Source organism: Pseudomonas sp. GW821-FHT09A09, assembly GCF_059418405.1.
Genome location: NZ_JBWKPU010000032.1, coordinates 1 through 26,223, shown reverse-complemented (window position 1 = coordinate 26,223; position 26,223 = coordinate 1). Strand labels below are relative to the sequence as shown.

At 62.1% G+C, this 26,223-nt stretch carries 23 protein-coding genes; 12 read left to right on the top strand and 11 right to left on the bottom strand.

The features are described from left to right. Positions 1 to 91: 91 nt before the first annotated feature. From AC07OV_RS23575 to AC07OV_RS23565, 3 genes are all read left to right on the top strand, one after another. Positions 92 to 1,225, top strand: a complete 1,134-nt coding sequence (locus tag AC07OV_RS23575) for a TIGR03364 family FAD-dependent oxidoreductase (RefSeq protein WP_495093092.1) — start codon at positions 92 to 94, stop codon at positions 1,223 to 1,225. Continuing rightward, positions 1,225 to 1,779 carry a phosphonate degradation HD-domain oxygenase gene (locus AC07OV_RS23570; RefSeq protein ID WP_176996798.1) on the top strand — a complete coding sequence of 185 codons (555 nt, stop codon included), beginning with the start codon at positions 1,225 to 1,227 and terminating at the stop codon, positions 1,777 to 1,779. The genes AC07OV_RS23575 and AC07OV_RS23570 overlap by 1 nt, the downstream gene beginning before the upstream one ends. A gap of 91 nt (positions 1,780 to 1,870) precedes the next feature. Continuing rightward, entirely contained in the window at positions 1,871 to 2,404 is a 534-nt protein-coding gene (locus AC07OV_RS23565) for a hypothetical protein (protein ID WP_494996248.1), read from the top strand. A gap of 5 nt (positions 2,405 to 2,409) precedes the next feature. Here the strand turns inward: AC07OV_RS23565 and AC07OV_RS23560 are convergent, their stop codons facing one another. Beyond that, positions 2,410 to 3,777, bottom strand: coding sequence for a DUF3482 domain-containing protein (locus AC07OV_RS23560; protein ID WP_495093091.1), 1,368 nt, complete (start codon positions 3,775 to 3,777; stop codon positions 2,410 to 2,412). Continuing rightward, positions 3,770 to 5,149, bottom strand: a complete 1,380-nt coding sequence (locus tag AC07OV_RS23555) for a DUF2868 domain-containing protein (protein ID WP_494996246.1) — start codon at positions 5,147 to 5,149, stop codon at positions 3,770 to 3,772. Before AC07OV_RS23555 ends, AC07OV_RS23560 begins: the two co-directional genes overlap by 8 nt. A 69-nt stretch (positions 5,150 to 5,218) precedes the next feature. Between AC07OV_RS23555 and AC07OV_RS23550 the strand changes: the two genes are divergently transcribed. Further along, the gene (locus tag AC07OV_RS23550) at positions 5,219 to 5,731 is read left to right on the top strand and encodes a dihydrofolate reductase (RefSeq protein WP_176996794.1); all 513 of its coding nucleotides are present in this window, start codon (positions 5,219 to 5,221) and stop codon (positions 5,729 to 5,731) included. 96 nt (positions 5,732 to 5,827) lie between these two features. Here AC07OV_RS23550 and AC07OV_RS23545 read toward each other — a convergent pair whose 3' ends face one another. After that, entirely contained in the window at positions 5,828 to 7,219 is a 1,392-nt protein-coding gene (locus tag AC07OV_RS23545; protein ID WP_176996793.1) for an L-cystine transporter, read from the bottom strand. 241 nt (positions 7,220 to 7,460) lie between these two features. Here AC07OV_RS23545 and AC07OV_RS23540 point away from each other — a divergent pair, with 241 nt between their 5' ends. The 4 genes from AC07OV_RS23540 (at position 7,461) to AC07OV_RS23525 (ending at position 12,806) form a co-directional block, all read left to right on the top strand. Beyond that, positions 7,461 to 8,522 carry an HAD family hydrolase gene (locus tag AC07OV_RS23540; RefSeq protein WP_495093090.1) on the top strand — a complete coding sequence of 354 codons (1,062 nt, stop codon included), beginning with the start codon at positions 7,461 to 7,463 and terminating at the stop codon, positions 8,520 to 8,522. A 215-nt stretch (positions 8,523 to 8,737) separates the two neighbouring features. After that, positions 8,738 to 9,271 (top strand): RNA polymerase sigma factor, encoded by a 534-nt coding sequence (locus AC07OV_RS23535; protein WP_176996792.1) that lies wholly within the window; start codon positions 8,738 to 8,740, stop codon positions 9,269 to 9,271. Then, on the top strand, positions 9,268 to 10,215 hold the full coding sequence (locus tag AC07OV_RS23530) for a FecR family protein (RefSeq protein ID WP_494996245.1): 948 nt from the start codon (positions 9,268 to 9,270) through the stop codon (positions 10,213 to 10,215). The genes AC07OV_RS23535 and AC07OV_RS23530 overlap by 4 nt, the downstream gene beginning before the upstream one ends. 131 nt (positions 10,216 to 10,346) lie before the next feature. Then, the gene (locus AC07OV_RS23525; RefSeq protein ID WP_495093089.1) at positions 10,347 to 12,806 is read left to right on the top strand and encodes a TonB-dependent siderophore receptor; all 2,460 of its coding nucleotides are present in this window, start codon (positions 10,347 to 10,349) and stop codon (positions 12,804 to 12,806) included. A gap of 238 nt (positions 12,807 to 13,044) precedes the next feature. Here AC07OV_RS23525 and ilvD read toward each other — a convergent pair whose 3' ends face one another. From ilvD to AC07OV_RS23510, 3 genes are all read right to left on the bottom strand, one after another. Continuing rightward, the gene (ilvD, locus tag AC07OV_RS23520; RefSeq protein ID WP_495093088.1) at positions 13,045 to 14,886 is read right to left on the bottom strand and encodes a dihydroxy-acid dehydratase; all 1,842 of its coding nucleotides are present in this window, start codon (positions 14,884 to 14,886) and stop codon (positions 13,045 to 13,047) included. 226 nt (positions 14,887 to 15,112) lie between these two features. Further along, positions 15,113 to 16,300: a Bcr/CflA family efflux MFS transporter gene (locus AC07OV_RS23515; RefSeq protein ID WP_495093087.1), complete on the bottom strand. Its 1,188-nt coding sequence runs from the start codon at positions 16,298 to 16,300 to the stop codon at positions 15,113 to 15,115. A 210-nt stretch (positions 16,301 to 16,510) separates the two neighbouring features. Further along, the gene (locus AC07OV_RS23510) at positions 16,511 to 17,707 is read right to left on the bottom strand and encodes a class I SAM-dependent rRNA methyltransferase (RefSeq protein WP_003195152.1); all 1,197 of its coding nucleotides are present in this window, start codon (positions 17,705 to 17,707) and stop codon (positions 16,511 to 16,513) included. A gap of 279 nt (positions 17,708 to 17,986) precedes the next feature. Here AC07OV_RS23510 and AC07OV_RS23505 point away from each other — a divergent pair, with 279 nt between their 5' ends. Further along, positions 17,987 to 18,799 (top strand): HDOD domain-containing protein, encoded by an 813-nt coding sequence (locus tag AC07OV_RS23505; protein WP_176996901.1) that lies wholly within the window; start codon positions 17,987 to 17,989, stop codon positions 18,797 to 18,799. A gap of 21 nt (positions 18,800 to 18,820) precedes the next feature. Continuing rightward, positions 18,821 to 19,633, top strand: coding sequence for a bifunctional DNA-formamidopyrimidine glycosylase/DNA-(apurinic or apyrimidinic site) lyase (mutM, locus tag AC07OV_RS23500; RefSeq protein WP_495093086.1), 813 nt, complete (start codon positions 18,821 to 18,823; stop codon positions 19,631 to 19,633). A 115-nt stretch (positions 19,634 to 19,748) separates the two neighbouring features. Here the strand turns inward: mutM and AC07OV_RS23495 are convergent, their stop codons facing one another. The 5 genes from AC07OV_RS23495 to AC07OV_RS23475 form a co-directional block, all read right to left on the bottom strand. Continuing rightward, a complete protein-coding gene (locus AC07OV_RS23495) occupies positions 19,749 to 20,000 on the bottom strand; it encodes a YfhL family 4Fe-4S dicluster ferredoxin (RefSeq protein WP_017139475.1) in 252 nt (83 codons plus the stop codon). Between the two features lie 103 nt (positions 20,001 to 20,103). Next, positions 20,104 to 20,583, bottom strand: coding sequence for a pantetheine-phosphate adenylyltransferase (gene coaD, locus AC07OV_RS23490; RefSeq protein ID WP_003176711.1), 480 nt, complete (start codon positions 20,581 to 20,583; stop codon positions 20,104 to 20,106). A gap of 103 nt (positions 20,584 to 20,686) precedes the next feature. Continuing rightward, a complete protein-coding gene (locus tag AC07OV_RS23485) occupies positions 20,687 to 22,282 on the bottom strand; it encodes a GMC family oxidoreductase (RefSeq protein ID WP_494996242.1) in 1,596 nt (531 codons plus the stop codon). A 147-nt stretch (positions 22,283 to 22,429) separates the two neighbouring features. After that, a complete protein-coding gene (locus AC07OV_RS23480; protein WP_495093085.1) occupies positions 22,430 to 22,975 on the bottom strand; it encodes a twin-arginine translocation pathway signal protein in 546 nt (181 codons plus the stop codon). A gap of 28 nt (positions 22,976 to 23,003) precedes the next feature. Then, positions 23,004 to 24,431: a coniferyl aldehyde dehydrogenase gene (locus AC07OV_RS23475; protein WP_494996240.1), complete on the bottom strand. Its 1,428-nt coding sequence runs from the start codon at positions 24,429 to 24,431 to the stop codon at positions 23,004 to 23,006. 146 nt (positions 24,432 to 24,577) lie between these two features. Here AC07OV_RS23475 and AC07OV_RS23470 point away from each other — a divergent pair, with 146 nt between their 5' ends. After that, on the top strand, positions 24,578 to 25,249 hold the full coding sequence (locus AC07OV_RS23470) for a TetR/AcrR family transcriptional regulator (RefSeq protein ID WP_176996783.1): 672 nt from the start codon (positions 24,578 to 24,580) through the stop codon (positions 25,247 to 25,249). Positions 25,250 to 25,282: 33 nt separating this feature from the next. Beyond that, positions 25,283 to 26,137 (top strand): sulfurtransferase, encoded by an 855-nt coding sequence (locus AC07OV_RS23465; protein WP_495093084.1) that lies wholly within the window; start codon positions 25,283 to 25,285, stop codon positions 26,135 to 26,137. The last annotated feature ends 86 nt before the right edge of the window (positions 26,138 to 26,223 follow it).

Here is a 26,223-nt window from a genome sequence, read left to right as displayed (position 1 = left end):
AAGCCAGCTCCTACATTTTGATTTGTGAACACATTCAAATGTGGGAGCTGGCTTGCCTGCGAAGGCGGCTTCGAATTCAGGACATCTCTCCATGACACACCACACTGATCTGCTGATCGTGGGCGCCGGCATCCTCGGCCTGTCCCACGCCTACGCCGCCGCCAAACGCGGCCTCAAGGTTAAGGTCTTCGAACGCAGTGCCACGCCGCTCGGCGCCTCGGTGCGCAACTTCGGACAGGCCCTGGTCACCGGCCAACCACCTGGCCCGATGCTCGATCTGTCGCGGGAAAGCCGCGACATCTGGGGCCATTGGGCTCAAGTCGCCGGCCTGCAACTCAAGCGCAACGGCGCGTACCTGTTCGCCCGCACCGAAGCCGAAGAGCATCTGCTCGAAGCCTTCTGCGCCGGGCGCGCCCGTGAACACGGCTACAACGTCGAGCTGCTTCAAGGCTCGGCCATGAAAGACCTGTACGGCGGCCAGTTCCGCCATCACCGCGCCGCACTGCACGGCAAGGACGACCAGCAGCTGTATTCGCGCGAAGCGATCCCGGCGCTGATCAACTACCTGGCGCAGGAACTGAACGTGGAGTTCTACTTCTCCACCCTGGTGCGTGACGTCGAGCCGGGCCAGTTGCACAGCACCGCAGGCAGCTTTCGCGGTGAGCAGATCATCGTGTGTTCCGGCCATGACTACCAAACCTTGCTGGCCGAGGCGATGGCCGAACTCAACCCGAGTATCTGCCGCTTGCAAATGCTGCGTGCCCGGCCAAGCGTGAATCTGAACCTGCAACACGCGTTGCTCACGGGCTTGAGTTGCGTGCACTACGGCGCCTTTGCCGACCTGCCGGAAGCGGCACCGGTGCAGGCGCAGATCCTGCGTGAAGCACCGCACTTGCACGAGCACGGGATTCACCTGCTGATCAGCCCGACGCCCCATGGCGAACTGATCATCGGCGACTCCCACGACTACGGCAGCGATGCCTCGCCGTTCAACGCCGAGCAAGTGGACGACTGGATGATCGAGCTGGCCGAGCAAACCCTTGGGTGCAAGATCCAGGTGGTCGAGCGGTGGCAGGGCGTGTATGGCTCGCGTGGGCCGGCGCCGTTTTCGTTCCTGCGTGCGGCGCCGGGCGTGAGTGCGGCGTTGATGCACACCGGGGTGGGCATGAGCGTGGGGCCGGCGATGGCCGAGCGAAATATCACAGCATTGTGGGGAGCGGCGTGATGAACCCGGAACAGGCAATTGCCGACGTCTTCGGCTTGTACGAAACGCATGGCACGGCGGATTACATCGGCGAGCCGGTGTCGCAAATCGAGCACATGTCCCAGGCGGCGCAGCTGGCGATGGCCGAGGGTTTTGACGATGAAGTGGTGCTGGCGGCGTTTTTCCACGACATCGGGCACCTCTGCGGCCAGGGTGGCGAGAACATGGGCGGTTATGGCGTTGTCAGCCATGAACGGCTAGGGGCCGATTACCTGCGCCGTGCCGGTTTCAGTGAGCGTATGGCCAAGCTGGTGGAATACCACGTACAGGCCAAGCGTTACCTGACCTTCAGCCAACCGGACTACTACGCTCGCCTCAGCGAAGCCAGCCGCCGCACGCTGGCGTATCAGGGTGGGGTGATGAGCGCCGAGGAAGCCCAGGCGTTCGAGCAAGACCCGCTGTGTGCGGTGAGTTTGCGCATGCGCTATTGGGATGAGCAGGCCAAGGAAATGCACGTGCCGGTGCTGGATTTGCAGTTGCTCAAGGCCAAGGCCATACGGCTACTCGCTGCGTAGAGTGGCCTTACGCAAAACGCAGACGCGCCGCCTAGAGCCATGATCGGCACGTTACTAAGGTGCTTGCTTCTTTAGTTAAAGGAGCAATGCGATGCGTTATTTGAAAGCCACTGCCCAGGACTTGTGCGGGAATGGTCGCGCCGATGCGGTGATTCTGCACTTTTATCAGCAGCACCCCGGTGCCCCAGACGCGTTGATCTACGAAACCGTCGGTCTGGATATGACGGTGGATGGCAAGGTCGATCTGCAGCTGGCGGGAGAGCCGCTGCCTGACTGTCTGGTTGTGGACAAACCTCAGTTGGTGAGTTTCGCCGACAGCTTCTTGAAGCTCAATTGGTTCAATTCGGCTAGACAGTGGCAGCGTACATTGATCATGTACGTCGACCATTTCGGCAAAACCGGTCGGCCGAACGCAGTCAAGCTGGACTTTCACGAACCTGCTGCCTCTGGGGCTGGCGCTGCGCTGATCTACAAGGTGGCGGCCTATGACGGTGACAGCGACGGCGTACTGGAGTCGTTCACCAACAGTGATGTTGACCGCAATGGCGCGGCTGACAAGGCGGACAAGGAACTGATCCGCTCGCTATGCACGACCTTCCTGGCCTTGAACTGGTATGAGATGTAAGCGGTTTATGCCTCGTCGAGCCGGGTAGCCAGTGCTTCGATCTGTTCCTGACGCTCGGCCTGGCTGAGTTTGGCGTGGGGGTTGAGGGACGACCATTGCGGGTGGGCGCGGGCCTTGTGCAGGGCGTCTGGCAACTTGCCTTCGCGCCAGGTTTTGTCCTGGGGCGTGTCCACCTTGATGCTGTGCATCGCCGCATGCCCGCGCAGGTTCAAGGCCTTGAGCAATTGGCGTTGGCGCAGGGCGAGCAGGCGCAGCACGCTGTCGTCCACGGTCAGTTCGCGCTGGCCCTTGATCTTGCCCAGCAAACGGCTGCCATAGCTGCGTGCGGTTTGCAGCGCGCCACCGGCAATTGCCCCGGCCAGGGCGGCGGCGCCCAGGGTCAAACCGCCGACCAACAGATCCACACCCGCACCGGCTGCCGCACCTGCGGCGATCCCGCCACCGACGCGCACGCCGAGTTGCTTGAGGGTTTCGGGGTTGAACAGGTCATCGCCCCAGCGGCCGTCGAGCAGTGGCAAGTCGCTGGCGGCGGCGTCCTGGGGGCGGAAGCCGAAGAGTTTGAGCAGGGCCTCCACGCATTTTTGCTCGCGCTGACGCACCGCTTTGCGCAGGTCGCCGATGGCTTGCTGTTCATCTTCAGTGACTACGCTGCGTCGGCACGCGGCGCAGTCGATCAGCAACTCGGCGATCAAGCGTGCCGCGCTTTGTTGGCGGGCCTGGCGCTGAGCCTCCTGATCCAGGATCAGGCGTTCCAATTGCGGCCGGGCGTTTTCCAACAGCAGGGCGAGGCTTTCATACAGGCGCCGTTCGCCGTCTTCTGGCGGCGCCACGCTGTCGAAGCGCACCAGTGCGTGCAGGCCGAGGCGGGCCAGGGCTTCGCGCCAGTCCGGCTCGCGGTGGTCGCTGCTGCTGACGAAATTGAGCACCGGCAGCAACGGCTTGCCACAACTGGCCAGCACTTGCAGCTCATCGCGGTACTTGGCGAGCACCGGTTCGCGGGCGTCAATCACATACAGCCCGGCGTCCGACGCCAGCAGTTGGCGCAGCACCTTGGCTTCCTGTTCGAAACGCTGGCGCGCTTCGCTGCCTTCCAGGAAGCGCGCCAGGCGGGCCGGGCCATCCAAGCGTTCGCCGGGGCGGTCCAGGCGCTCCAGGTAATCGAGCAGGGCGATGGCGTCTTCAAGGCCGGGGGTGTCGTAGAGTTCCAGCAGCGCCTCGCCCTCCACCGACAGGCGCGCGCCTTCGACATGCCGCGTGGTGCTGGGGCGATGGGACACTTCGCCGAAGCCCACGTCGCGGGTCAGCGTGCGCAGCAGTGAGGTCTTACCGACGTTGGTGTGGCCAACCACGGCGAGTTTCAGCGGTTTAGTCATGACCGGTCTCCAGCCAGTTCAGCGGCGCGCAGTCGGCGAACGGCAACTCAAGTTGCTGCAACGCGGCGTGCCAGTCGCCCAGGCGTTCGGCGTCCAGTGCCTGGCCGGGCGGCGCTTGCAGCAGCCAGACGCGGGTGGCGGTGGCGCTACGGGCGAGTTCGGCGATCAGCGCCAGGCTGCCACGGTCGGGTGAGCGGCGTGGGTCACAGGCAATGGCCAGGCGGGCAGGCGGAAAGCGGGTGAGTTGTTCCAGCAGTGTGTGGCGTGATTCGCGGCTGTCGAGGATGCCGGCGTTCTTTACGTTGCTTGGCAGCTTGGGTGGCCAGGGATGTTGGTCGTCCAGTTCGATGGCCACCAGCAAGGCACCATCGCTTTCCACTTCACTGACACCGCCGCTGACGTGGTGCAGTTGCTCGGGCGCGGCATCGTTGACGCCAAGGCGTTCGCTGCTGGGCATCAAGCGTTCGCGCAGTTGGCTGTAGCCGGGCAGGTTGAGGTCCAGGCGCAGGGCGGCGCGCCCGCGTTTCCAGCGCCACAGGCACAACAGGGCGAGGATCAACCTTGGCAGCAGGCCGTACACCAGCAGTACGCCCACCAGCCACGCGGCCCAGGCCTGGCGGGCGCTTTCGATATTCAGGGCGGCATCACCGCTGGCGCGGATCATCTCGACAGTGGGCACGTTGAAGCCCAGCAGGGCAGGCAGGGTGCCCAGGGCTTGGGTGACGGCGACAAAGGTGTCGGCGCCCAGGATGGTGGTTTCCCACACGAAGCCGTAGCGACGGGTGGCGAGCAGCGTAAGAAGAATCACCAGGGCACTGAGCAGCGCCAGCAGCCACACGCTGTTGACCAGCACACCCACGGCCCAGCGATTGAGCTTCTGCCGTTGCAGCAACAGCAACAGCGCCGGTGCCAATTGCGCCGCCTTGGCATCCCGGGCGAGTTTTTCGCTGAGCCACAACCACAAGCGCCCCAGGCTGGCGCTGTGTTCGCCGGCAAACAGCAAGCCCAGGGCCCAGCTGATCAGCAGGATCAGGTTCAAGCCGAGCAGGCTGCCCAGGGCCCAGAACACGTTCACCGGGGTCAGGCCGTTGCCCAAGGCGGCAAAGGCCAAGCCGGCGCCGCTGATGACGGCGACGATAGCCAGCAACACCAGCGCCAGGCGCGCCCCTTGCAGCCAGCGGGTGAGGGCGGCGGTCAGGCCGTCGCGCTCGGCCAGGTGCAGCGCGCGGTGCTGGATACGCGTCGGCAGGTCGCCACCGGCCGTGCGGGCCAGGCGGTTGGCTTCCAGGTCTTCCAGTGGGCCTGCGTGTTCTTCGCGCAGGCGCACGGTTTCTGTCAGCCAGAGTGTGTGCAGCGGGTTCAGTGCAGTCACGCGTCATCCTGTTGAGCCAGTGAGGACTGAGCATAACCGCTGGCTCGTACCTCTGGTATTCTCGTCGCCATGAAAAAAACTCTCCCTTTAAGCCTGATCGCAGCCCTCGGTGAAAACCGTGTGATCGGCGTCGACAACAGCATGCCCTGGCATTTGCCGGGGGATTTCAAATATTTCAAGGCCACCACGCTCGGCAAGCCGATCATCATGGGGCGCAAGACCTGGGACTCCCTGGGCCGACCGTTGCCGGGGCGCTTGAACCTTGTGGTCAGCCGTCAGACCGATCTGGCGCTGGAAGGTGCGGAAGTTTTTCCGTCGCTGGACGCCGCCGTGGAGCGCGCTGAGGCGTGGGCACTGGAGCAAGGCGCTGATGAGCTGATGCTGATCGGTGGTGCGCAGTTGTATGCGCAGGGGCTGGAGCAGGCGGATCGCCTGTATCTGACGCGGGTGGCGTTGAGCCCGGAAGGGGATGCGTGGTTTCCGGAGTTTGATCGGGGCCAGTGGACGTTGGTGTCGAATCGGGAGAATGCGCCGGAAGGCGACAAGCCAGCGTACAACTTCGAAGTCTGGGAAAAAGCCTAAAAGCATCGCAGGCAAGCCAGCTCCCACAGTTTGATCCGGTTTCTTCAGGAAAACTCGGTCAAATGTGGGAGCGGGCTTGCCCGCGATAGCGGTCTATCAGCCTTGCGCTAACTCGGCATGCTCATCGGCATTCAACAGCGCTTTGTCTGTCTGCCCCATCACCTGGCTGGTAATCGCGCCGGCCGTCATCGAACCGTTCACGTTCAACGCCGTGCGGCCCATGTCGATCAGCGGCTCCACGGAAATCAGCAGCGCCACCAGTGACACCGGCAAGCCCATGGCCGGCAGCACGATCAGCGCAGCAAAAGTCGCACCGCCGCCCACGCCGGCAACGCCTGCCGAACTCAAGGTCACAATTGCCACCAGGGTCGCGATCCACAGCGGGTCCAGCGGGTTGATGCCCACGGTTGGCGCGACCATCACCGCCAACATCGCAGGGTAGAGACCGGCGCAACCGTTCTGGCCGATGGTCGCGCCGAACGAGGCAGCAAACCCGGCGATAGACTGCGGGATACCCAGGCGGCGGGTTTGCGCTTCGATGCTCAGCGGAATCGCAGCCGCGCTGGAACGGCTGGTAAAGGCAAAGGTCAGCACCGGCCACACCTTGCGGAAGAAGCGCAGCGGGTTGATCCCGGCCAGGGACAGCAGCAGGCCGTGCACCACGAACATCAGGCCCAGGGCCAGGTACGACACCACCACGAAACTGCCGAGCTTGATGATGTCTTGCAGGTTGGAGCCGGCGACTACCTTGGTCATCAGCGCCAGTACGCCGTAGGGCGTGAGCTTCATCACCAGGCGCACCAGGCGCATCACCCAGGCTTGCAGGGTGTCGATGGCGTTGAGCACTTTCTGGCCTTTTTCCACGTCATCCTTGAGCAGTTGCAGCGCGGCAACTCCCAGGAACGCGGCAAAGATCACCACGCTGATGATCGACGTGGGCTTGGCCCGGGCCAGGTCGGCGAACGGGTTGGCGGGCACGAAGGACAGCAGCAGTTGCGGAATATTCAGGTCGGCGACCTTGCCCGCGTAATCACTCTGGATCACTTGCAGGCGCGCCATTTCCTGGGTGCCGGCCACCAGGCCTTCGGCGGTGAGGCCGAACAGGTTGGTCAGGCCGATGCCGATCAGCGCCGCAATCGCGGTGGTGAACAGCAGCGTGCCAATGGTCAGGAAGCTGATCTTGCCCAGGGACGAGGCGTTGTGCAGGCGCGCCACGGCGCTGAGGATCGAGGCGAACACCAGTGGAATCACGATCATTTGCAGCAGTTGCACGTAGCCGTTGCCGACCAGGTCGAACCAGCCGATGGAGGCCTTGAGCACCGGGTTGCCGTCACCGTAGATCGTGTGCAGGACCGTGCCGAACACCACGCCGAGGGCGAGGGCAAACAACACCTTCTTGGCGAGGCTCCAGTTTGTGCGACGGGTTTGTGCCAGGCCCAGCAACAGGGCCACGAACACCAGTAAGTTGAGAATCAGGGGCAGATTCATTGAAGCTCCGTTGAGAAGGCAGCCAATCGCGTGAGCCTGCGATTGCGAACCGGAAAGCCTAACAGCTTGAAATATATTGATTTAATACCGATATGGAATGGTGACTGTCGTTTTTGGAATAAGCGTTTGACGCTCAGGCACATGCCGTTGGCGCAATCACGATGCAAGCGGTCGTGCTCGGACGATAACTGTCATACGGATTTGTTAGCGTCGATGTCTTTCACTCAGGGAGAAAACGCTTATGAAGCTTGCGCCGAAACTACTGGTCTCTGCCGCCTTCTGCCTTGGCCTCGCCAGCCAGGCCTTTGCCGCCACCGAGTTGAAGCATTGGCCAGCGCCGGCGGCCAAGCAACTGAACGAAATGATCGCTGCGAATGCCAACAAAGGTAACTTCGCAGTGTTCGACATGGACAACACCAGCTACCGCTACGACCTCGAAGAGTCTTTGCTGCCTTACCTGGAAAACAAGGGCCTGATCACCCGCGACACCATGGACCCGTCCCTGAAACTGATCCCGTTCAAGGACACCGCCGACCACAAGGAAAGCCTGTTCAGTTACTACTACCGCCTGTGCGAAGTGGACGACATGGTCTGCTACCCGTGGGTTGCGCAAATCTTCTCCGGCTTCACCCTCAAGGAACTCAAAGGCTACGTGGATGAGCTGATGGCTTCCGGCAAGCCGGTACCCGTCACCTATTACGAAGGCGACGTGGTGAAGAACTCCGAAGTGCAGCCGCCGAAAGTCTTCACCGGCCAGGCTGAGCTGTACAACAAGCTGATGGAAAACGGCATCGAGGTGTACGTGATGACCGCTGCTTCGGAAGAGCTGGTGCGCATGGTCGCGGCCGATCCCAAGTACGGCTACAACGTCAAGCCCGAGAACGTTATCGGCGTGAGCACCCTGCTCAAGGACCGCAAGACCGGCGAGCTGACCACCGCGCGCAAGCAGATTGCGGCCGGCAAGTATGACGAGAAGGCCAACATCGGCCTCGAACTCACGCCGTACCTGTGGACCCCGGCCACCTGGATGGCGGGCAAGCACGCGGCGATCCTCACCTACATCGACGAATGGAAAAAACCAGTGATCGTCGGCGGCGACACGCCCAGCAGTGACGGTTACATGCTGTTCCACGATGTGGACGTGGCCAAGGGCGGCATTCACCTGTGGGTCAACCGCAAAGACAAATACATGACCCAACTCAACGGCATGATGGCCAAGCACGCCGCGGCTCAGGCCAAAGAAGGGCTGCCGGTGACTGCGGACAAGAACTGGGTGATCGTCAAGCCGGACGAAATCCAGTAACACCGAGCCGCCTGCATCGCAGGCAAGCCAGCTCCCACATGTGGACCGCATTCTCATCTTAGAACTCGGTCAACTGTGGGAGCTGGCTTGCCTGCGATAGCGACCCTAAGAACACCACAACCCTCACGGCAAAAATAGATATCAATTGCGAACCAATCTCATCCTCTGCTAGCGTGCGCACTTCCTGAACCTCTCGTTCTTCTCAAGGTAGTGCTGTGCCCTCCTGGAATTCGCAGATCGCGCGCCTGTTCGCGGAGCAGAAGAAAGCCCTCGAAGCCTTCGTCACCCGCCGCACCGGCAGCGCCCAGGTGGCCGCCGACCTGACCCAGGAATCGTTCCTGCGCCTGGCACGCATGGACTGCGGCGAGAAGATCGACAACCTCCCTGCCTTCCTCTTCACCATCGCCAGCAACCTGGTGCGCGATCACCAGCGCCAGGCCATCCGCCGTGAGCGCCTGGACGCCGGCGAACCCAGTGAAGAACTGCCGTGCAGCAACCCGGGCGCCGATGAGCAATTGGCCGCCTACCAGCAGGAGCAACTGATGCAGGACGCGATCCTGGCGTTGCCCGAAGCGACTCGGCAGATCTTCCTGCTTTATCATGTCGACGAACTTTCCTACCGCGAGATTGGCGAACGCCTGTCGATCACCCCGCGCAGCGTGGAATACCAACTGCGTCGTGCCCTGATTGAATGCCGCGCCTACATCAAGACGCGGCTCGCCTGCGATACACAAGGACGTCGGTCATGACCGCTGCACACACTGCCGATGGGCTGTTCGAAGAAGCCACCGGTTGGTACTTCCGCCTGCAGGCCGACGACGTGACCTCGGCCGAAATGGAAGCTTTCGCCGCCTGGCTCGGACAGGGCCAGGCCCAGGACGATGCCTGGCAGGAAGTGCAGGCGATGCTGGGCGGCTTGCGCGAGCCGGCGCGGGTGATCCGCCGTGCCGAACAGGCCGCTTGGCGCAAGCCCGCGCGGCGCTGGGCCTATGCTGCCGCGGTATTGCTGGCGGTTGGGCTGACCGTTCAAAACACCCCTTGGCTCGACCGCCTGCGGGCCGATTACGCTACCGGCACTGGCGAATCGCGCACCGTCGAGTTGGCGGACGGCTCCCAGTTGCAACTCAACACCGACAGCGCGATTCAAGTGCGCATGAGTGCCGGCGAGCGTCAGATTCGTTTGCTGCGCGGTGAAGGATTTTTCAGCGTGACCAAAGACCCGACCCGGCCGTTCGTGGTGCAGTCGGGCGATGGCTGGGTGAAGGTGGTGGGTACCCAGTTCAGCGTGGCCCGGCGTGAGTCGCAGACGCGGGTGCAAGTGGCCCAGGGCAAGGTGCAGGTCAGTGCGGGCAGTGGGGATCCGGTCTACTTGGAGCCCGGCCGGGCTGTGGAATATCAAGGTCAGCGGCTTACGGATGTCCATGGCTTCGACCCGGCCAGCGGCTTTGCCTGGCGCCAACGGCAACTGGTGTTCCGCCAGCAGCCGCTGTCGGAAGTGGTCAGCGAGCTGAACCGTTATTGGCCGGGCAAGACCCTGGTGCTGGGCGATGCGCTGCGTAACCGCGTGGTGTCCGGGGTGTTTGAGATCGACAAGCCCGAGGCCGTGATCAAGGCGCTGGAATACACCCTCAACCTGCACGCCGAGCACTACACCCCGTATTTGCTGGTGCTGCGCGAAGGCAAAGCGTCCTAGCCATCATTTTTTTCAAAAACTTTCAGGGTTTCTCCGCAAGGCATCGTCCTTGATCACTGAGGCGCAAATAGTAAGCACTCTCAAGTAGTGCAGCGCCGATCACTGACTTTTTGCACCGGGGAGCATCATCCATGGCACACCGATACGTCGCACGGCCTTTGCTGGCATTGGCTATTTCCATGGCCTGCGGCACTGCGCCGCTGGCCTTGCAGGCCGCCGAGACCACCCAGGCCCAGACCTATCGTTTTGATATTCCGGGGCAAAGCCTGGACGGCGCGCTGGCGGCGTTTTCGGCGGTGACGCGGGTGCAGGTGCTGGTTTCCGGGGAATTGACGCAAGGTGTGGTGTCGCCGGGGGCGCGTGGCAACCTGGGCCAGCGTGAGGCGCTGGGCTTGCTGCTGGGCGGCACGGGGTTGAGTGCGGCGTTCATCAATGCCGATACGGTCACTCTGGAAAAACGCGTGGCCACGGGTTCCGCGCTGGAAGTGGGGGCCACGATGGTCAGCGCCGAGCATCTGGGCACGACCACCGAAGGCAGCGGCTCCTACACCACGGGCGCGGTGACCCTGGGCAAGAGCACGCAAAAACTCAAGGACATCCCGCAATCGGTCAGCGTGCTGACGCGCAAGGCCATGGATGACCAGAACATCACCACCCTGACCCAGGCGATCGAAGCGGTGCCGGGCATGGCGTCGGTCAAATCCCCGGGGCCGGGGATGTTCATGTTTGCGCGTGGCTTCGAGATTGAATCGCTGCAATACGACGGCGTACCCGTGCCGCGTAACGTGTACGCGTTGGGCAGCTACATCACCGAAAACATGGTGATCTACGACCGCATGGAAGTCATGCGCGGTGCTGCGGGCCTGCTGCAAGGTGCCAACAGCCCGGGCGGCGCGGTGAATCTGGTGCGCAAGCGCCCGCAAGCGACACCCACCGTCACCCTGAGTGCCAAGGCCGGCAGTTGGGACCGGTATGCCTCCCAGGCCGATGTCGGTGGCCCCTTGAACGAGGCGGGGACGGTCCGTGGTCGCGCCGTGGTCAACTATGAGAAGGGCCACTCCTTCACCGACTACGTGTGGAACTGGGAGCAGACCGTCTATGGCGCGCTGGACTTCGATCTGGACGATGACACGACCCTGGGCGTCGGTTTCAGCAACAAGAAAAGCCACGGGCGCCCTTACCTGATCGCATTGCCGCGCCACACCGATGGCAGCCCGCTGGATGTGTCGCGCTCGACCTACACCGGGGCAACCTGGAACCGTTCGTTCAATGATCAGACGGCGGTGTACCTGGACCTTGAGCATCGCTTCAACGACCAGTGGAAGTTCAAGGCTTCGGCGATTGCGATGAATGAGTCCAATGAGGCGACCTATCAATTCATCGTCGGCGCGGTACCGCCGGGCAGCACCCAAAGCGGTAACTACGCCGACTATTCCACGGACTTCTCCGGCAAGAACCGGGGTCTGGATGCCTTTGTCAGCGGTGAGTTCGAGGCGCTGTCATTCAAGCAAAGTGTGGTGTTGGGCGCCAACTACTCCAAGTACAACACCGATGATGGTTATGCCCGCGCCTTCACGCCGGGAGCGGATATCGGTGCAATTGACCATCACCGCCCACAGCCGTCCTACAACAGCATTGCTGACAGCGCCAACCTGGCCCTGAGCACCTACGACATCACCCAGAAAGGCATTTATGGCACGTGGCGGGTCAACCTGACCGAGCCCCTGACGTTGATCCTCGGCGCCCGTACCAGTTGGTACGACTTCGCGTTCGACCAAGACAACTACTACGCCCGCCAGTATGAGGAAGGTGGTGAGAAAAACTCGGTCAAGAGCAATGGCAAGGTCACGCCGTTCGCCGGCCTGGTGTATGCCTTGGATGACCAGTGGTCGGTGTATGGCAGCTACGCCGAAGTGTTTATCCCGCAAACCCAGTTGACCCAGCAAAAAAACGGCCTGCCGCCGATCGAAGGGCGCAACTACGAGGTGGGTATCAAGGGTGAGTTGATGGATGGGCGGCTTAACACGTCTCTCGCCCTGTTCCGCTATATCCACGAAAACCGCGCCGTCACCGACTTCAGTACCGATATTGACGGTCCGAATGCCTGCAGTGGCTGGTACTGCTCCACCGCCTCGGGCAAGGTGCGCAGCCAGGGGCTGGAGGCAGAAGTCACCGGTCAATTGGCGCCGGGCTTGCAGGTCAGCAGCAGCTACACCTACAACACCACGGTATTTTTGAAAGACACCGAACTCAAAGGCAAAGTCTTCAGTACGGCCGTGCCCAAGCACATGCTGCGGATCTGGGGCGATTACACGCTGCCGGGGGATTTCAGCCGCGTCAGCCTGGGTGCCGGGGTTAACGCACAGACGGCGACCACCAGCTTCGACCGCAAATTCGGCCAGGCCGGCTTCGCTATCTTCAATTCACGCGTCGCGTATGAAGCCAGCGATGAAGTGACCCTCGCGGTGAACTTCAACAACCTGCTCGACAAGCGCTACTACATCCCGTCCTACAGCCAGCTGGTGGGCAACAACTACTTCGGCGACCCGCGCAACATGATGTTCAGCGTGACCTACAAACCGCAATTCTAAACGCTGTGGGAGCTGGCTTGCCTGCGATGGCGGTGCGTCAGCTTGCATCTATGAACCTTCCTGGTCGCCAGCTCAGGCAAGCCAGTTCCCACACTTTGTCTCCAGCCCCCCCCCCCCCCCCCCCCCCCCCCCCCCCCCCCCCCCCCCAGCTCCCACATTTGATCTCCACCCGTCTCGGGGATTTTCTTCAGGCAAAAAAATGCCCCGCACCTGGCGGGGCATTTTTTATGAGCGAGGCTTACAGGCCGTCGAGCATCGCCTTGTTACGCACAGCACCCTTGTCGGCACTGGTGGCCAGCAGGGCGTAAGCCTTCAACGCGGTGGTGACTTTGCGCGGGCGCTTCTCCACTGGCTTCCAGCCTTTCTTGTCCTGCTCGACCCGGCGCGCGGCCAGTGCTTCATCGCTGATCAACAGGTTGATCGAGCGGTTCGGGATGTCGATCAGTACCTTGTCACCATCCTGCACCAGGCCAATCGCACCACCGGCTGCGGCTTCTGGCGAAGCGTGGCCGATGGACAGGCCCGAGGTGCCGCCAGAGAAACGGCCGTCGGTGAGCAGCGCGCAGGCTTTGCCCAGGCCTTTGGATTTCAGATAGGACGTCGGGTACAGCATCTCCTGCATACCCGGGCCGCCCTTGGGGCCCTCGTAGCGGATAATCACGATGTCGCCTTCTTTGACTTCGTCGGCGAGGATGCCGCGCACGGCGCTGTCCTGGCTTTCGAAGATCTTGGCGTTGCCTTCGAACACATGGATGGACTCATCCACGCCGGCGGTTTTCACCACGCAGCCGTCGAGGGCGATGTTGCCGTACAGCACGGCCAGGCCACCTTCTTTGGAGTAGGCGTGCTCGACACTGCGGATGCAGCCGTTTTCACGGTCGTCGTCCAGGGTGTCCCAACGGGTCGACTGGCTGAACGCGGTTTGCGTCGGGATGCCGGCCGGGCCTGCCTTGAAGAAGGTATGCACGGCTTCGTCGTCAGTCTGGGTGATGTCCCACTTGGCGATGCCTTCGGCGAGGGACTTGCTGTGCACGGTCGGCAGGTCGGTGTGCAGCAGGCCGCCACGGGCCAGCGAACCGAGGATCGAGAAGATCCCGCCGGCGCGGTGCACGTCTTCCATGTGGTACTTCTGGATGTTCGGCGCGACTTTGCACAGTTGCGGCACGTGGCGGGACAGGCGGTCGATGTCGCGCAAGTCGAAATCGATCTCGGCTTCCTGGGCCGCGGCCAGCAGGTGCAGGATGGTGTTGGTGGAACCGCCCATGGCGATGTCCAGGGTCATGGCGTTTTCGAACGCCTTGAAGTTGGCGATGTTGCGCGGCAACACCGACTCATCGTTCTCGCCGTAGTAGCGTTTGCACAGCTCGACGATGGTGCGGCCGGCCTGCAGGAACAGCTGCTCGCGGTCGCTGTGGGTGGCCAGGGTGGAGCCGTTGCCCGGCAAGGCCAGGCCCAGGGCCTCGGTCAGGCAGTTCATCGAGTTGGCAGTGAACATGCCGGAGCACGAACCGCAGGTCGGGCAGGCGCTGCGCTCGTATTCCGCGACCTTCTCGTCAGAAGCGCTGGAATCGGCGGCGATGACCATGGCGTCGACCAGGTCCAGGCCGTGGGAGGCGAGCTTGGTCTTGCCGGCTTCCATCGGGCCGCCGGAGACGAAGATCACCGGGATGTTCAGGCGCAGGGCGGCCATCAGCATGCCGGGGGTGATCTTGTCGCAGTTGGAGATGCACACGATGGCGTCGGCGCAGTGGGCGTTGACCATGTATTCCACGGAGTCGGCGATGATCTCGCGGCTCGGCAGGGAATACAGCATGCCGTCATGGCCCATGGCGATGCCGTCATCCACGGCGATGGTGTTGAATTCTTTCGCTACACCGCCAGCGCGTTCGATCTCGCGGGCGACCAGTTGGCCCAGGTCCTTGAGGTGGACGTGGCCCGGTACGAACTGGGTGAAGGAGTTGGCAATCGCGATGATCGGCTTTTTGAAGTCGTCATCTTTCATCCCCGTGGCACGCCACAGCGCGCGCGCGCCGGCCATGTTGCGGCCGTGGGTGGATGTTTTCGAGCGGTAATCAGGCATTGGAGCACTCCGGGCGGCTAATCGGTATCAAAAGGGAGTGAGCTTCTATTGACGTCTGGAACACTCAGAAATGGCCGTGTGTCCGGAAGTTGCCACTCGCGTCGCGGGATCGCCGCTTGCTTGGGCCTCGAGCTCATAAACCCGCCGGGGGATGACTGGCGATGAATAGCGTCGATTCTACACCGCTGGCGGCGGGAGGGAATGGCCGCCAGTGTGAAGTTAGCGCTTACGAGACGTGCGCAGGCCTTTGCACCCGGGCATTGAGGCCCATGCCGATTGCGCTCAGGATCAGGAAGGTCATCGGCAGTACGCTCATGACCTGTGCGCCGGTCTGGCTGACCAGCCCGCTGATCAAACCGCCGCTGACGAAAATGATCACGTTGCCGGCCGATGCTGACGTCCCGGCGCTGTGTGGAAACAGCCCCATGGCACGGGACGTGGCTATCGGCCGGGTGATGGTGGTGCCGGCGGTGCACAGAATCATCGGCAGCATCACCGTTATCACGCTCAAGCCCCACACGTTATGAAGCACCAGCATCAGCACGCCCGCCAGCGCGATCAGCCGCTGGCCGGTGACGATTTGAGTGTGGCCTTCCATTCGTCGGTTCATCCAGCCCGCGCCCATGCCACCCAGCACATAGGCCGCGCCATAGAGCAGCAGCGCCAGGGAGAATTGGTAGGGCGTGAGGGCCAGTTGTTCCATCAGGATGATCGGCGACACCACGATAAAGGCGAAGTGACAGGTGAAGGCCAGCGCCGAGATCAGCCAGTAGCTGACAAAACGTCGGTCGGACAACACCTGACGATAGGCCTTCAGAATGGGAACGCGGGCTGATGGCGTGGAACCTGGGCTTTCCAGCAGCCACCAGGCCTTGAATACCAACACCAGGCCAATGACCCCAAACACCTGGAAACTGCCGCGCCAGTCCAGCCAGGTTTGCAGCCAACTGCCGAACAAGGGCGAGACTGAAATGCAGATCCCGCCCGCCGTGACGATGGCGATTCGCAGCCGCTCCTGCTCCTTGCCCACAAACAGGTCCTGAACCAGCGCCTGGGACAGCACAAAGCTGCCGCACCCGACTGCCTGCACCACCCTGAACAACAGAAACGTAGTGAAGTCGTCTGCCATCGCGCAGCCTGCCGAGCCTATGACGGCAACGGTCATGCCGATCATCAGCAGGCGTTTACGCCCCAGGTTGTCGGACAGGGGGCCGACCAGCAGCAGCGACAAGGAAAGACCGATGGAAAACAGGCTGACGGAGAGCGCGATGTCGGCCACCGACGTGCCGAAATGTGTCGCCATGGATGGGAATGAGGGGAGGATTACATCGAGGGGGAACACGCCGAGGACGGTCATCGTCATCAGCAGGAAGATGGCGGCAGTCTTGCGGGCGGGGGTGGCGAGGGTGGTCATCAGGTTAAAACTCAGTCCTTGAGCGAGGACGCAGAATTGATTTGATGAGGGGGGAAAGTCAATGCTCAGAGGCATTGGAAACAGGCATGACACAACGCACAAAAATGTAGGAGCCGGCTTGCCGGCGATAGCGGTGGGTCAGGCGCTGATGCAGTGCCTGATCTGGCGTCATCGCCGGCAAGCCGGCTCCTACAGGTGTTGCGGTGTCAGTCAGCTGTTAGGCAGCAGGCGGCACGTAATGCTCTTGATGTAGCGCGTCTCGGCAATCGCCGGGTGCACCGGATGGTCCGGGCCCTGGCCGCCGCGTTCGAGCATCTGGATATTGCGGTCCAGGTGGCGGGCGCTGGTCAGCAGGATGTTTTGCAGGTCGTCTTCCGGCAAGTGCATGGAGCACGAGGCGCTGACCAGGATGCCGTCCTTGCTGAGCAGGCGCATGGCTTGCTCGTTCAGGCGGCGGTAGGCGCCTTCGCCGTTCTTCATGTCTTTTTTGCGTTTGATGAAGGCCGGTGGGTCGGCGACGATCACGTCGAAGCGCTCTTCGCTGGCTTTCAGTTCTTTCAGCGCTTCGAACACGTCGCCTTCGATGCAGGTCATTTTTTCGGCAAAGCCGTTCAACGCGGCGTTGCGCTCCACGCCGTCGAGGGCGAAGGCGGAGGCGTCGACGCAGAACACTTCACTGGCGCCGAACGCGGCAGCTTGCACGCCCCAGCCGCCGATGTAGCTGTACAGGTCGAGCACGCGCTTGCCTTTGGCATACGGGGCCAGGCGCGCACGGTTCATGCGGTGGTCGTAGAACCAGCCGGTCTTCTGGCCCTGGATCACCGGGGCTTCGAATTTCACACCGTTTTCTTCCAGCGCCACCCACTCCGGTACCAGGCCGAACACGGTTTCGACGTAGCGGTTGAGGCCTTCAGCGTCGCGTGCGGCGGAGTCGTTCTTGAACAGGATGCCGCTTGGCTTGAGCACTTGGGTCAGTGCCGCGATCACGTCTTCTTTGTGGGCTTCCATGGTCGCCGAGGCGATCTGCACCACCAGGATGTCGCCGAAACGATCAACCACCAGGCCTGGCAACAGGTCGGAATCGCCGTAGACCAGGCGGTAGAACGGCTTGTCGAACAAGCGGTCACGCAGGGACAGAGCGACGTTCAGGCGGTGCACCAGCAGCGACTTGTCCAAAGGCAACTTGATGTCGCGCGACAGCAGGCGGGCGCAGATCAGGTTGTTCGGGCTCATGGCCACGATGCCCAGGGTCTTGCCGCCGGCCGCTTCCAGGATAGCCTGGTCGCCTGCCTGGAAGCCGTGAAGTGGGGTGGCGGCCACGTCGATTTCGTTGCTGTAGACCCACAGGTGGCCGTTGCGCAAACGACGATCGGCGTTGGCTTTGAGACGCAGGCTTGGCAGGGACATGACGTCGCTCCGGAAAAAAGAGCGGGAGTATACCTGTTGCGGCGCTGTTCATGTGGGAGCTGGCTTGCCTGCGATGCGGACGGCGCGGTGTATCTGACGTACGGCGGTGATGCTTTCGCAGGCAAGCCAGCTCCCACATTTGATTGGGTTTGCATTCAGGTTTTTGAGGTGTCAGTCAGGTTCCCATAGAGGTTAGAATCCCCGCCTAGCCCAGAGTAAGTACTTATGTCCCAAGAGCTTTCCGCCGAACAGATCCAACAGGCCCTGCAAGGCATCAGCGTGCCGCCCCAACCGCAAATCATGGTGGATTTGCAGATGGAGCAGTACATGCCCGACCCGGACCTGGAAGTGATCGCACGGTTGATCTCCCAGGACCCGGGCTTGTCCGGCGCACTGCTGAAAATCGTCAACTCGTCGTATTTCGGCCTGAGCAACAAGATCGCCTCGATCCAGCGTGCAGTGAACCTGCTGGGCAGCCGCTCGATCATCAACCTGATCAACGCGCTGTCGATCAGGGGCGAGATGAGCGACGACACCATCGTCACCCTTAACCGTTTCTGGGACACCGCCCAGGACGTGGCCATGACCTGCCTCACCCTGGCCAAACGCACCGGCGCCCAGGCGGTGGACGAAGCCTATGCTTTGGGCCTGTTCCACGATTGTGGCGTGCCGTTGATGCTCAAGCGCTTCCCCAATTACATGGCCGTGCTGGAAGAGGCCTACGCCAACGCCGGCCCGGATTGTCGCGTGGTCGACACCGAAAACAACGCGTTCAACACTAACCATGCGGTGGTGGGCTACTACACCGCCAAATCCTGGCGCCTGCCGCAACATGTGACCGACGCCATCGCCAACCACCACAATGCCCTGGCGATCTTCAGCGATGAGTCGTCGCGCAATTCCCAACTGAAAAACCTGCTGGCGATCCTCAAGATGGCAGAGCACATCTGCTCGTCCTACCGCGTACTGGGCAACCAGTCGGTGGACCACGAATGGAATGCCATTGGCCACCTGGTGCTGGACTACGTGGGCCTGTCGGACTACGACTTCGAAAGCATGAAGCTGTCGATCCGCGAGCTGGGCGCCCACTAAACCGTTCTTCACGAGGTACACATGCCCGAGTTACCAGAAGTCGAAACCACCCGACGCGGGATCGCACCGCACCTGGAAGGCCAACGCGTCAGCCGCGTGGTGGTGCGTGAGCGGCGGCTGCGCTGGCCGATTCCGGAAGACCTCGATGTGCGCCTGTCGGGGCAGCGCATCGTGTTGGTGGAACGGCGGGCCAAGTACCTGCTGATCAACGCCGAAGTGGGCACTTTGATCAGCCATTTGGGCATGTCGGGCAACCTGCGGCTGGTAGAGATCGGGATGCCCGCCGCCAAGCATGAGCATGTGGACATCGAGTTGGAGTCGGGCCTGGCCCTGCGCTACACCGACCCTCGGCGTTTTGGCGCGATGCTGTGGAGCCAGGACCCGCACAACCATGAGCTGCTGATTCGCCTGGGGCCGGAGCCGCTGACCGACCTGTTTGACGGCGATCGCCTGTTCCAGCTGTCTCGCGGGCGTTCGATGGCGGTGAAGCCGTTCATCATGGACAACGCGGTGGTGGTGGGGGTGGGCAATATCTATGCGACGGAAGCGCTGTTCGCGGCGGGGATCGATCCGCGTCGCGAGGCCGGCGGCATTTCGCGGGGGCGTTATTTGAAGCTGGCGATCGAGATCAAGCGCGTGCTGGCGGCTGCCATCGAGCGCGGCGGCACGACGTTGCGCGATTTTATCGGCGGGGACGGGCAGCCGGGGTATTTCCAGCAGGAACTGTTCGTCTACGGCCGGGGCGGCGAGGCGTGCAAGGTGTGCGGGACTGAATTGCGCAATGTGGTGCTGGGGCAGCGGGCGAGTGTGTTTTGCCCTAAGTGTCAGCGCTGATTCTGTGTGATGGCTGATATTGCCATCGGCGGCAAGCCGGCTCCTACAGGAGGAATGCGATCAACTGTAGGAGCCGGCTTGCCGGCGATAGCGCCCTTACAGACGCCACAAAACTTCAGGCCTTACCGGTAATCAACCGATACTTGGCCATCAACTGCTCTTCCGTCTCCGGATGGGCTTCATCCAATGGAATGCAATCCACCGGGCACACCTGCTGGCACTGGGGTTCGTCGTAGTGGCCGACACACTGGGTGCACAGGTTCGGGTCGATCACGTAGATCTCTTCGCCTTGGGAAATCGCAGCGTTCGGGCACTCGGGTTCGCAGACGTCGCAATTGATGCAATCGTCGGTGATGATCAGGGACATGGAAACTCCTGCCAGGGCCGTCAGCCAAGGCATCTGAAAAACTAATGCGCGCAATTGTGCCGCATTGGCGCCCGCAGTGCGAGCAGGCGCCGATTGAGCGGTCTTACTTCTTGAAGCGCAGGGTCAGCGCATCGGCCACGGCGGGGTGGACGAACTTGGTGATATCTCCGCCTAAAGCGGCGATTTCACGCACCAATGTCGAGGAAATGAACGAATAACGTTCCGACGGCGTGAGGAACAGGCTTTCCACGTCTGGCGCCAGTTGGCGGTTCATGTTGGCCAGCTGGAATTCGTATTCGAAGTCCGACACCGCACGCAGGCCACGCAGGAACACATTGGCGTTCTGCTCTTTGGCGAAATGCGCCAGCAAGGTCGAAAAGCCCACCACTTCCACGTTGGGCAGGTGCTTGGTGACCTCACGCGCCAACTCCACGCGCTGTTCCAGGGGAAACAGCGGGTTTTTCTTGGGGCTGGCCGCGACCGCGATGATCACATGGTCGAACAGGCGAGAGGCACGTTCGACCAGATCGCCATGGCCTTTGGTAATCGGGTCGAAGGTACCTGGGTACAACACTCGGTTCATCGCGTCGTCCTGGCGGAGTCCGTTGGGGAACCGGATGGTATCGCAGCCATCCCGGTCGGCCAAGTCAACTTATGTAGAAGAAAGCCCGATAGACCGTGTTTTTTCACGCCGTTTTCAGACGTTCGGCCAATGCTGTCGCCAGTTGCGCGGTCAATCCATACACCGACAATTGGGGGTTGGCCCCAATGCTGGTGGGGAACAGCGAGCCATCATGGATCGACAGGTTGCGCAGTTGGTGATGCCGACCGAGGCTGTCGGCCACGGCATTTTTAGGGTCTTCGCCCATTGCACAGCCGCCCATCACGTGAGCACTGCCCAGGGTTGTGCGGTGCAATTCAAGGTTCAACCCGTCGATCACACTGCGGGCTTCGGCCAGGGTGGTCACGTAACGCGCGTCGTGGTGCAACGGTTTGACCGACTTGGCACCGGCCGCGAACTGGATCTCGGCCATGCTGTGGAAAGCCCGGCGCAGGCCATCCCAGGCGTAAGGTGAGACCTGGTAGTCGAGCACCGGCGTGCCGTCGCCGCGCAAATCCACCGTGCCGCCCTGGCTGTCGGGGTGGAAGCCGTCGCGCAGCAGCGCCAGCATCGCGTGGGTGTGGGGCAGTTGGCTCATCTCCAGGGCGTTCTGCCCGCCATAGCCGCCGAACAAGGTGCTGGCCAATCCTGGGTGCAAGGGTGGAGCTTCCAGCTTGTAGGACATTTTGCCGGTGGTGCCGTCCTGCCATTGGAAATGGTCGGAGTAAATGGACTGAGGTGCGCCGTAGAACGGGTTGATCACTTCGTCGAACAGGCCCGCAGAGAAATTCACCAGGTGCAGGAAAGTGCGCTTGCCGAGCCGCGAATGCGGGTCGGGCGCGTCCGAGCGCATCAGCAGTGCCGGGCTGTTGATGCCGCCACCGGACAGCACGTAATGCTTGGCCTTCACCGTGATCTTGCGCCCTGTGGGCGCCACGCAGCGTTCATCCATGGCAACGCATTCCAGGCTGCTGATGCTGTCGCCGCTGTATATGAGGCGTTCGGCCCGCGCGAGGTACAGCAGCTCACCGCCTTTTTCCAGGGTGGACGGGATGGTGGTCACCAGCATCGATTGCTTGGCGTTGACCGGGCAGCCCATGCCGCAATACCCCAGGTTAAAGCAGCCGCGCACATTGCGCGGGATCACGTGCCAGCTGTAGCCGAGCTTTTCGCAGCCTTTGCGGATCACGTCGTTGTTTGCATTTGGCGGGATGGCCCAGGGCGCAATGCCCAGGCGCTGCTCCATTTTTTCGAACCACGGCGCCATCTCGGCACTGCTGTGGCCCTTGACCGCGTATTCACTGGCCCAGTGGGCGAGGGTGGCGTCCGGGGTGCGAAAGCTCGACGTCCAGTTGATCAACGTGGTGCCGCCGACGGCCCGGCCCTGCAGGATGGTGATTGCGCCATCCTTGCTCATGCGGCCGATGCCCTCCTGGTACAGGCTGGCGTAGGCCTCGTCCTCAAGCAGCTTGAAGTCGCTGCTGGTCTTGAGCGGGCCTTCTTCGATCAGCAACACCTTGTAGCCGGCAGCGCTGAGGATCTCGGCGGTGGTGCCGCCACCGGCGCCGCTGCCGATGATGGCTACATCGGCTTCCAGGGTCAGGTCGCTTTCAAGGGCGGCGCCATTGTGGGTTTTCCAGCCACGGGCCAGGCCCTCGCGGAACAGATCGGGTACGGGCATAAACATGCACTCTTATTTTTGTACGACGTTGCAGTCACTGTGGGAGCTGGCTTGCCTGCGATAGCGGTCTGCCGGCCAGTGCATTTATTGCTGATCCACCGCTATCGCAGGCAAGCCAGCTCCCACAATTGATTTGGGGTGTCAGGGCTAGATCTTCGGCGGGCCGGGGTAGCCGCAATGCGCCCAGGACGCCGGTCGGAAATACCAGGCCATGATCACCAGCTTGAGCAGCGAGCCCTGGCCCATGCGCAGCAGGTTCAGGTAGCTGTTTTCCCAGCGGTGCAGGAAATTGCGGATCTGCTCGGCACTGGCGTTCTCCCAACTGCCCCAAATGCCGGTCAGCGGGCCACGGGTGATGCCCATGCCCAGCACGTCGAACAGTTGCTGGGTGAGCTTGAACATCTCCGGCGACAGGTGCTGCAGGCTGTAGTCGAGTTTTTTCAGAGTGTCCTCGATACCGGCGACCACCTCCTCGGCGCTGGCGGCGCCTTCCAGCAGCACCGGAATGACCGCCCGCAGAAACGGCAGGTCACTGCTGCGCAACATGGCAAAGCCGCTGGCCGGTGTGCTGCTGGAGCAGCCACTGAGGCTGGCGCCCAGCCCGGCCGTGGCCAGGAAGGCACTGGCACACAGGCCGATCTTGAGGACGCCGCGCCGCGACAGCGCGGGTGTTTCAGTCAGGCTTGGGTTCATTGTTATTGTTATCCCGAGGGTGGTGGTTTCAGCGCACGAACAGTTTCTGGATCAGTTTCTGGATCGATTTGCCATACGGCGGGTAGATCAGCTTCGCCGCGTTCAGGCGCTGTTTCACCAGCACACCCTTGGCCTTGCTGAACGTGAGGAAGCCTTCGTGGCCGTGGTAGTGGCCCATGCCGGAAGGGCCGATACCGCCAAACGGCATGTCGTCCTGGGCCACATGCAGCAGGGTGTCGTTCAGGCACACGCCACCGGAATGGGTCTCATGGAGCACGCGGTTTTGCTCGGCCTTGTTGTAGCCGAAGTAATACAGGGCCAGTGGGCGAGGGCGCCCGTTGATGTAGGCAAACGCCTGATCGAGGCCGCGATACGGCACGATGGGCAGCACCGGGCCGAAGATTTCATCCTGCATCACCGTCATGTCGTCGCTGACATTCAGTAGCAGGCTGTGAGCCATGCGCCGGGCCTGGCCCTGGTCGTACAGCGAAATCAAGGTCGCGCCCTTGTCGGTGGCGTCCTTGACGTAGGCATTGAGCCGGGCCAATTGGCGCTCGTTGATAATCGCGGTGTAGTCCGGGTTGTCGGCCAGAGTCGGATAGAACCCGCGAACGGCCTGGGTGTAGGCCTCGACGAAACCGTCTACCCGATCCTCTGGAACCAGCACGTAGTCGGGGGCCACACAGGTTTGCCCGGCGTTCAGGGCTTTGCCGAAGGCGATACGTTCGGCGGCATCTTTTAGCGGTACATCGGCGGACACAATGGCTGGGGACTTGCCGCCCAGCTCCAGGGTGACCGGGGTCAGGTGTTCGGCCGCCGCCCGCATCACGTGTTTGCCGATGCTGGTGGCGCCGGTGAACAACAGGTGATCGAAGGGCAGCTTGGAAAACGCCATGCCGACCTCGGCTTCACCCAGCACCACGCACACCAGGTCCTCGGGAAAGATTTTCGCCAGCAAGGCCTTGAGCAATTCGCCGGTGGCGGGGGTGGATTCACTGAGCTTGAGCATCACCCGGTTGCCGGCCGCCAACGCGCCGACCAGTGGCCCAATGGCCAGGTACAGCGGGTAGTTCCAGGGCACGATCACCCCGACCACCCCCAGCGGTTGATAAATGACTTTGGCTGACGCTGGCTGGAAGGCAATGCCTACGGCGCGGCGAGAAGGTTTCATCCAGCGTTTGAGGTGTTTGCTGGCGTAGTGAATGCCATGCAGGCTGGGCATCAGTTCGGCGAACAGGGTTTCGTCGGCGCTGCGATGGCTGAAGTCCTGGCTGATCGCGTTGATCAATGCCTGGCGCTCGTCGCTGAGCAGGTCACGCAGGGCCTTGAGCCATTGCTGGCGTTGCGCGGCGGGCGGCATCGGGTTGGCCGCATAGGCTCGACGCTGGGTATCGAACAGGTCCTGGAGTTGATCCAGCGCCTGGGAATCTTGCAGGTAGGCAACGTTGGCAGACATGGCACAGTTCCCGATTGTTATTTGAATGGTTCATTTATTAGAGTCATTGCTCTAAATTGTCAAATAACATTGCAGCAACATGTGGATTTATCCCGGCAAGGATAGGCCGTAAGATGCCCCTTCACGTGTACAGAAGCTGATTCCCTATGGCACCACGAGTAAAGACCAGCGAGCGCATTGTGCAAACCAGCCTGGAGCTTTTTAACCAGCAGGGCGAGCGCAGTGTCAGCACCAACCATATTGCTGCCCATATGGAAATCTCCCCGGGCAACCTGTACTACCACTTCCCCAACAAGCAGGCGATCATCGCCGTGCTGTTTCGTGAATACGAAGCCCTGGTGGACAGTTTCCTGCGCCCGCCCCAGGGCCGCGCCGTCACCGTCGAAGACAAACGCTTCTACCTGCAAGCCGTGCTGGCCGGCATGTGGCGCTACCGTTTCCTGCACCGTGACCTCGAACACCTGCTGGAAAGCGACCCGGAGCTGGCCACCGGTTACCGGCGTTTTTCCCAGCGCTGCCTGACCCAGGGCGGTGCTATCTATCAAGGGTTTGTCGACGCGGGGATCCTCAATATGGACCCGGTGCAAACCGAGGCCCTGACCCTCAATGCCTGGATCATCCTCACCTCCTGGGTGCGTTTTTTGTGCACCACCAACGAAAATTCCACCCATTTGAGCGCTGAGGCGATCAAGCGTGGGGTGTATCAGGTGTTGGTACTGGAAGCAGGTTTCGTCACCCCCCAGGCGAAAGAGGCGGTGGATGCCCTGTTCAAAGAGTTTTACGTGCCGTTGAACCAGGCACTGGAAGAAGTGAAGTAGGACCTTTCCCGAATCTGTTCACAGGAGTCCGTCATGCCGCTTGCCCAATTGATCAGCCCCCAGCAACTGGCCGAGCGCCAGAAGGCCGGTGGATGGGTGATCCTCGACTGCCGCTTTGCCCTGGAAGACCCGGACTACGGGCTGTGCAGCTATGCCGAAGGGCATATCGAAGGTGCGCAGTATGCTGACTTGGAGCGCCACCTGAGTGGCCCGGTCACCAAAGGCGTGACCGGTCGTCATCCGCTGCCTGCAGCCGATGTTCTGGTTCGACAATTGCGCGCCTGGGGCATCAGCGCCGACACCGACATCGTGCTGTATGACGACGGCCCCGGCGCCTATGCCGCCCGCGCCTGGTGGTTGCTGGCCTGGTTGGGCAAGCGCGAGGGCGTGTTTGTGCTGGACGGTGGCCTCAAGGCCTGGCACAGCGCAGGGTTCCCGCTGAGCCTGGACGCACCGGTGATCGAGCCCGGTACGTTTGCCGGCACGCCGGACAACCACCTGGTACTGGACGCCGAACACCTGCAAAAACGCCTGGGCCAACCGGGCCTGACCTTGATCGATGCCCGTGCCCAGGCGCGGTTTCGTGGCGACGTGGAACCGATCGACCCGGTCGCCGGGCATATTCCGGGCGCGCAATGTGCGGCGTTCACTGAAAACCTGGGCAGCGATGGGCGCTTCCTGCCGGCCGAACAACTCAAGCAGCGCTTCGCCGCGCAACTGCAGGGGCGTTCGCCGGATGAACTGGTGGCGTATTGCGGATCGGGCGTCACGGCGTGCCACAACCTGTTCGCCCTGAGCCTGGCGGGTTACCCGTTGGGCAAGTTGTATGCAGGGTCGTGGAGTGAGTGGATTACCGACCCGCAGCGTGAAGTTGCAACGGGTGATTGATCACACAATCCTGTAGGAGCCCGGGGGGGGGGGGGGGGGGGGGGGGGGGGGGGGGGGGGGGGGGGGGGGGGGGGGGGGGGGGGGGG

Bases quoted from the DNA above. Each gene is read 5' to 3' on its own strand.
- AC07OV_RS23565 (WP_494996248.1), top strand. From the start codon at position 1,871: ATGCGTTATTTGAAAGCCACTGCCCAGGACTTGTGCGGGAATGGTCGC.
- AC07OV_RS23550 (WP_176996794.1), top strand. From the start codon at position 5,219: ATGAAAAAAACTCTCCCTTTAAGCCTGATCGCAGCCCTCGGTGAAAAC.
- AC07OV_RS23480 (WP_495093085.1), bottom strand. From the start codon at position 22,975: ATGAACCCAAGCCTGACTGAAACACCCGCGCTGTCGCGGCGCGGCGTC.
- AC07OV_RS23545 (WP_176996793.1), bottom strand. From the start codon at position 7,219: ATGAATCTGCCCCTGATTCTCAACTTACTGGTGTTCGTGGCCCTGTTG.
- AC07OV_RS23570 (WP_176996798.1), top strand. From the start codon at position 1,225: ATGAACCCGGAACAGGCAATTGCCGACGTCTTCGGCTTGTACGAAACG.
- AC07OV_RS23470 (WP_176996783.1), top strand. From the start codon at position 24,578: ATGGCACCACGAGTAAAGACCAGCGAGCGCATTGTGCAAACCAGCCTG.
- AC07OV_RS23515 (WP_495093087.1), bottom strand. From the start codon at position 16,300: ATGACCACCCTCGCCACCCCCGCCCGCAAGACTGCCGCCATCTTCCTG.
- AC07OV_RS23560 (WP_495093091.1), bottom strand. From the start codon at position 3,777: ATGACTAAACCGCTGAAACTCGCCGTGGTTGGCCACACCAACGTCGGT.
- AC07OV_RS23510 (WP_003195152.1), bottom strand. From the start codon at position 17,707: ATGTCCCTGCCAAGCCTGCGTCTCAAAGCCAACGCCGATCGTCGTTTG.
- AC07OV_RS23475 (WP_494996240.1), bottom strand. From the start codon at position 24,431: ATGTCTGCCAACGTTGCCTACCTGCAAGATTCCCAGGCGCTGGATCAA.
- AC07OV_RS23575 (WP_495093092.1), top strand. From the start codon at position 92: ATGACACACCACACTGATCTGCTGATCGTGGGCGCCGGCATCCTCGGC.
- ilvD (WP_495093088.1), bottom strand. From the start codon at position 14,886: ATGCCTGATTACCGCTCGAAAACATCCACCCACGGCCGCAACATGGCC.
- coaD (WP_003176711.1), bottom strand. From the start codon at position 20,583: ATGAACCGAGTGTTGTACCCAGGTACCTTCGACCCGATTACCAAAGGC.
- mutM (WP_495093086.1), top strand. From the start codon at position 18,821: ATGCCCGAGTTACCAGAAGTCGAAACCACCCGACGCGGGATCGCACCG.
- AC07OV_RS23530 (WP_494996245.1), top strand. From the start codon at position 9,268: ATGACCGCTGCACACACTGCCGATGGGCTGTTCGAAGAAGCCACCGGT.
- AC07OV_RS23485 (WP_494996242.1), bottom strand. From the start codon at position 22,282: ATGCCCGTACCCGATCTGTTCCGCGAGGGCCTGGCCCGTGGCTGGAAA.
- AC07OV_RS23465 (WP_495093084.1), top strand. From the start codon at position 25,283: ATGCCGCTTGCCCAATTGATCAGCCCCCAGCAACTGGCCGAGCGCCAG.
- AC07OV_RS23540 (WP_495093090.1), top strand. From the start codon at position 7,461: ATGAAGCTTGCGCCGAAACTACTGGTCTCTGCCGCCTTCTGCCTTGGC.
- AC07OV_RS23495 (WP_017139475.1), bottom strand. From the start codon at position 20,000: ATGTCCCTGATCATCACCGACGATTGCATCAATTGCGACGTCTGCGAA.
- AC07OV_RS23525 (WP_495093089.1), top strand. From the start codon at position 10,347: ATGGCACACCGATACGTCGCACGGCCTTTGCTGGCATTGGCTATTTCC.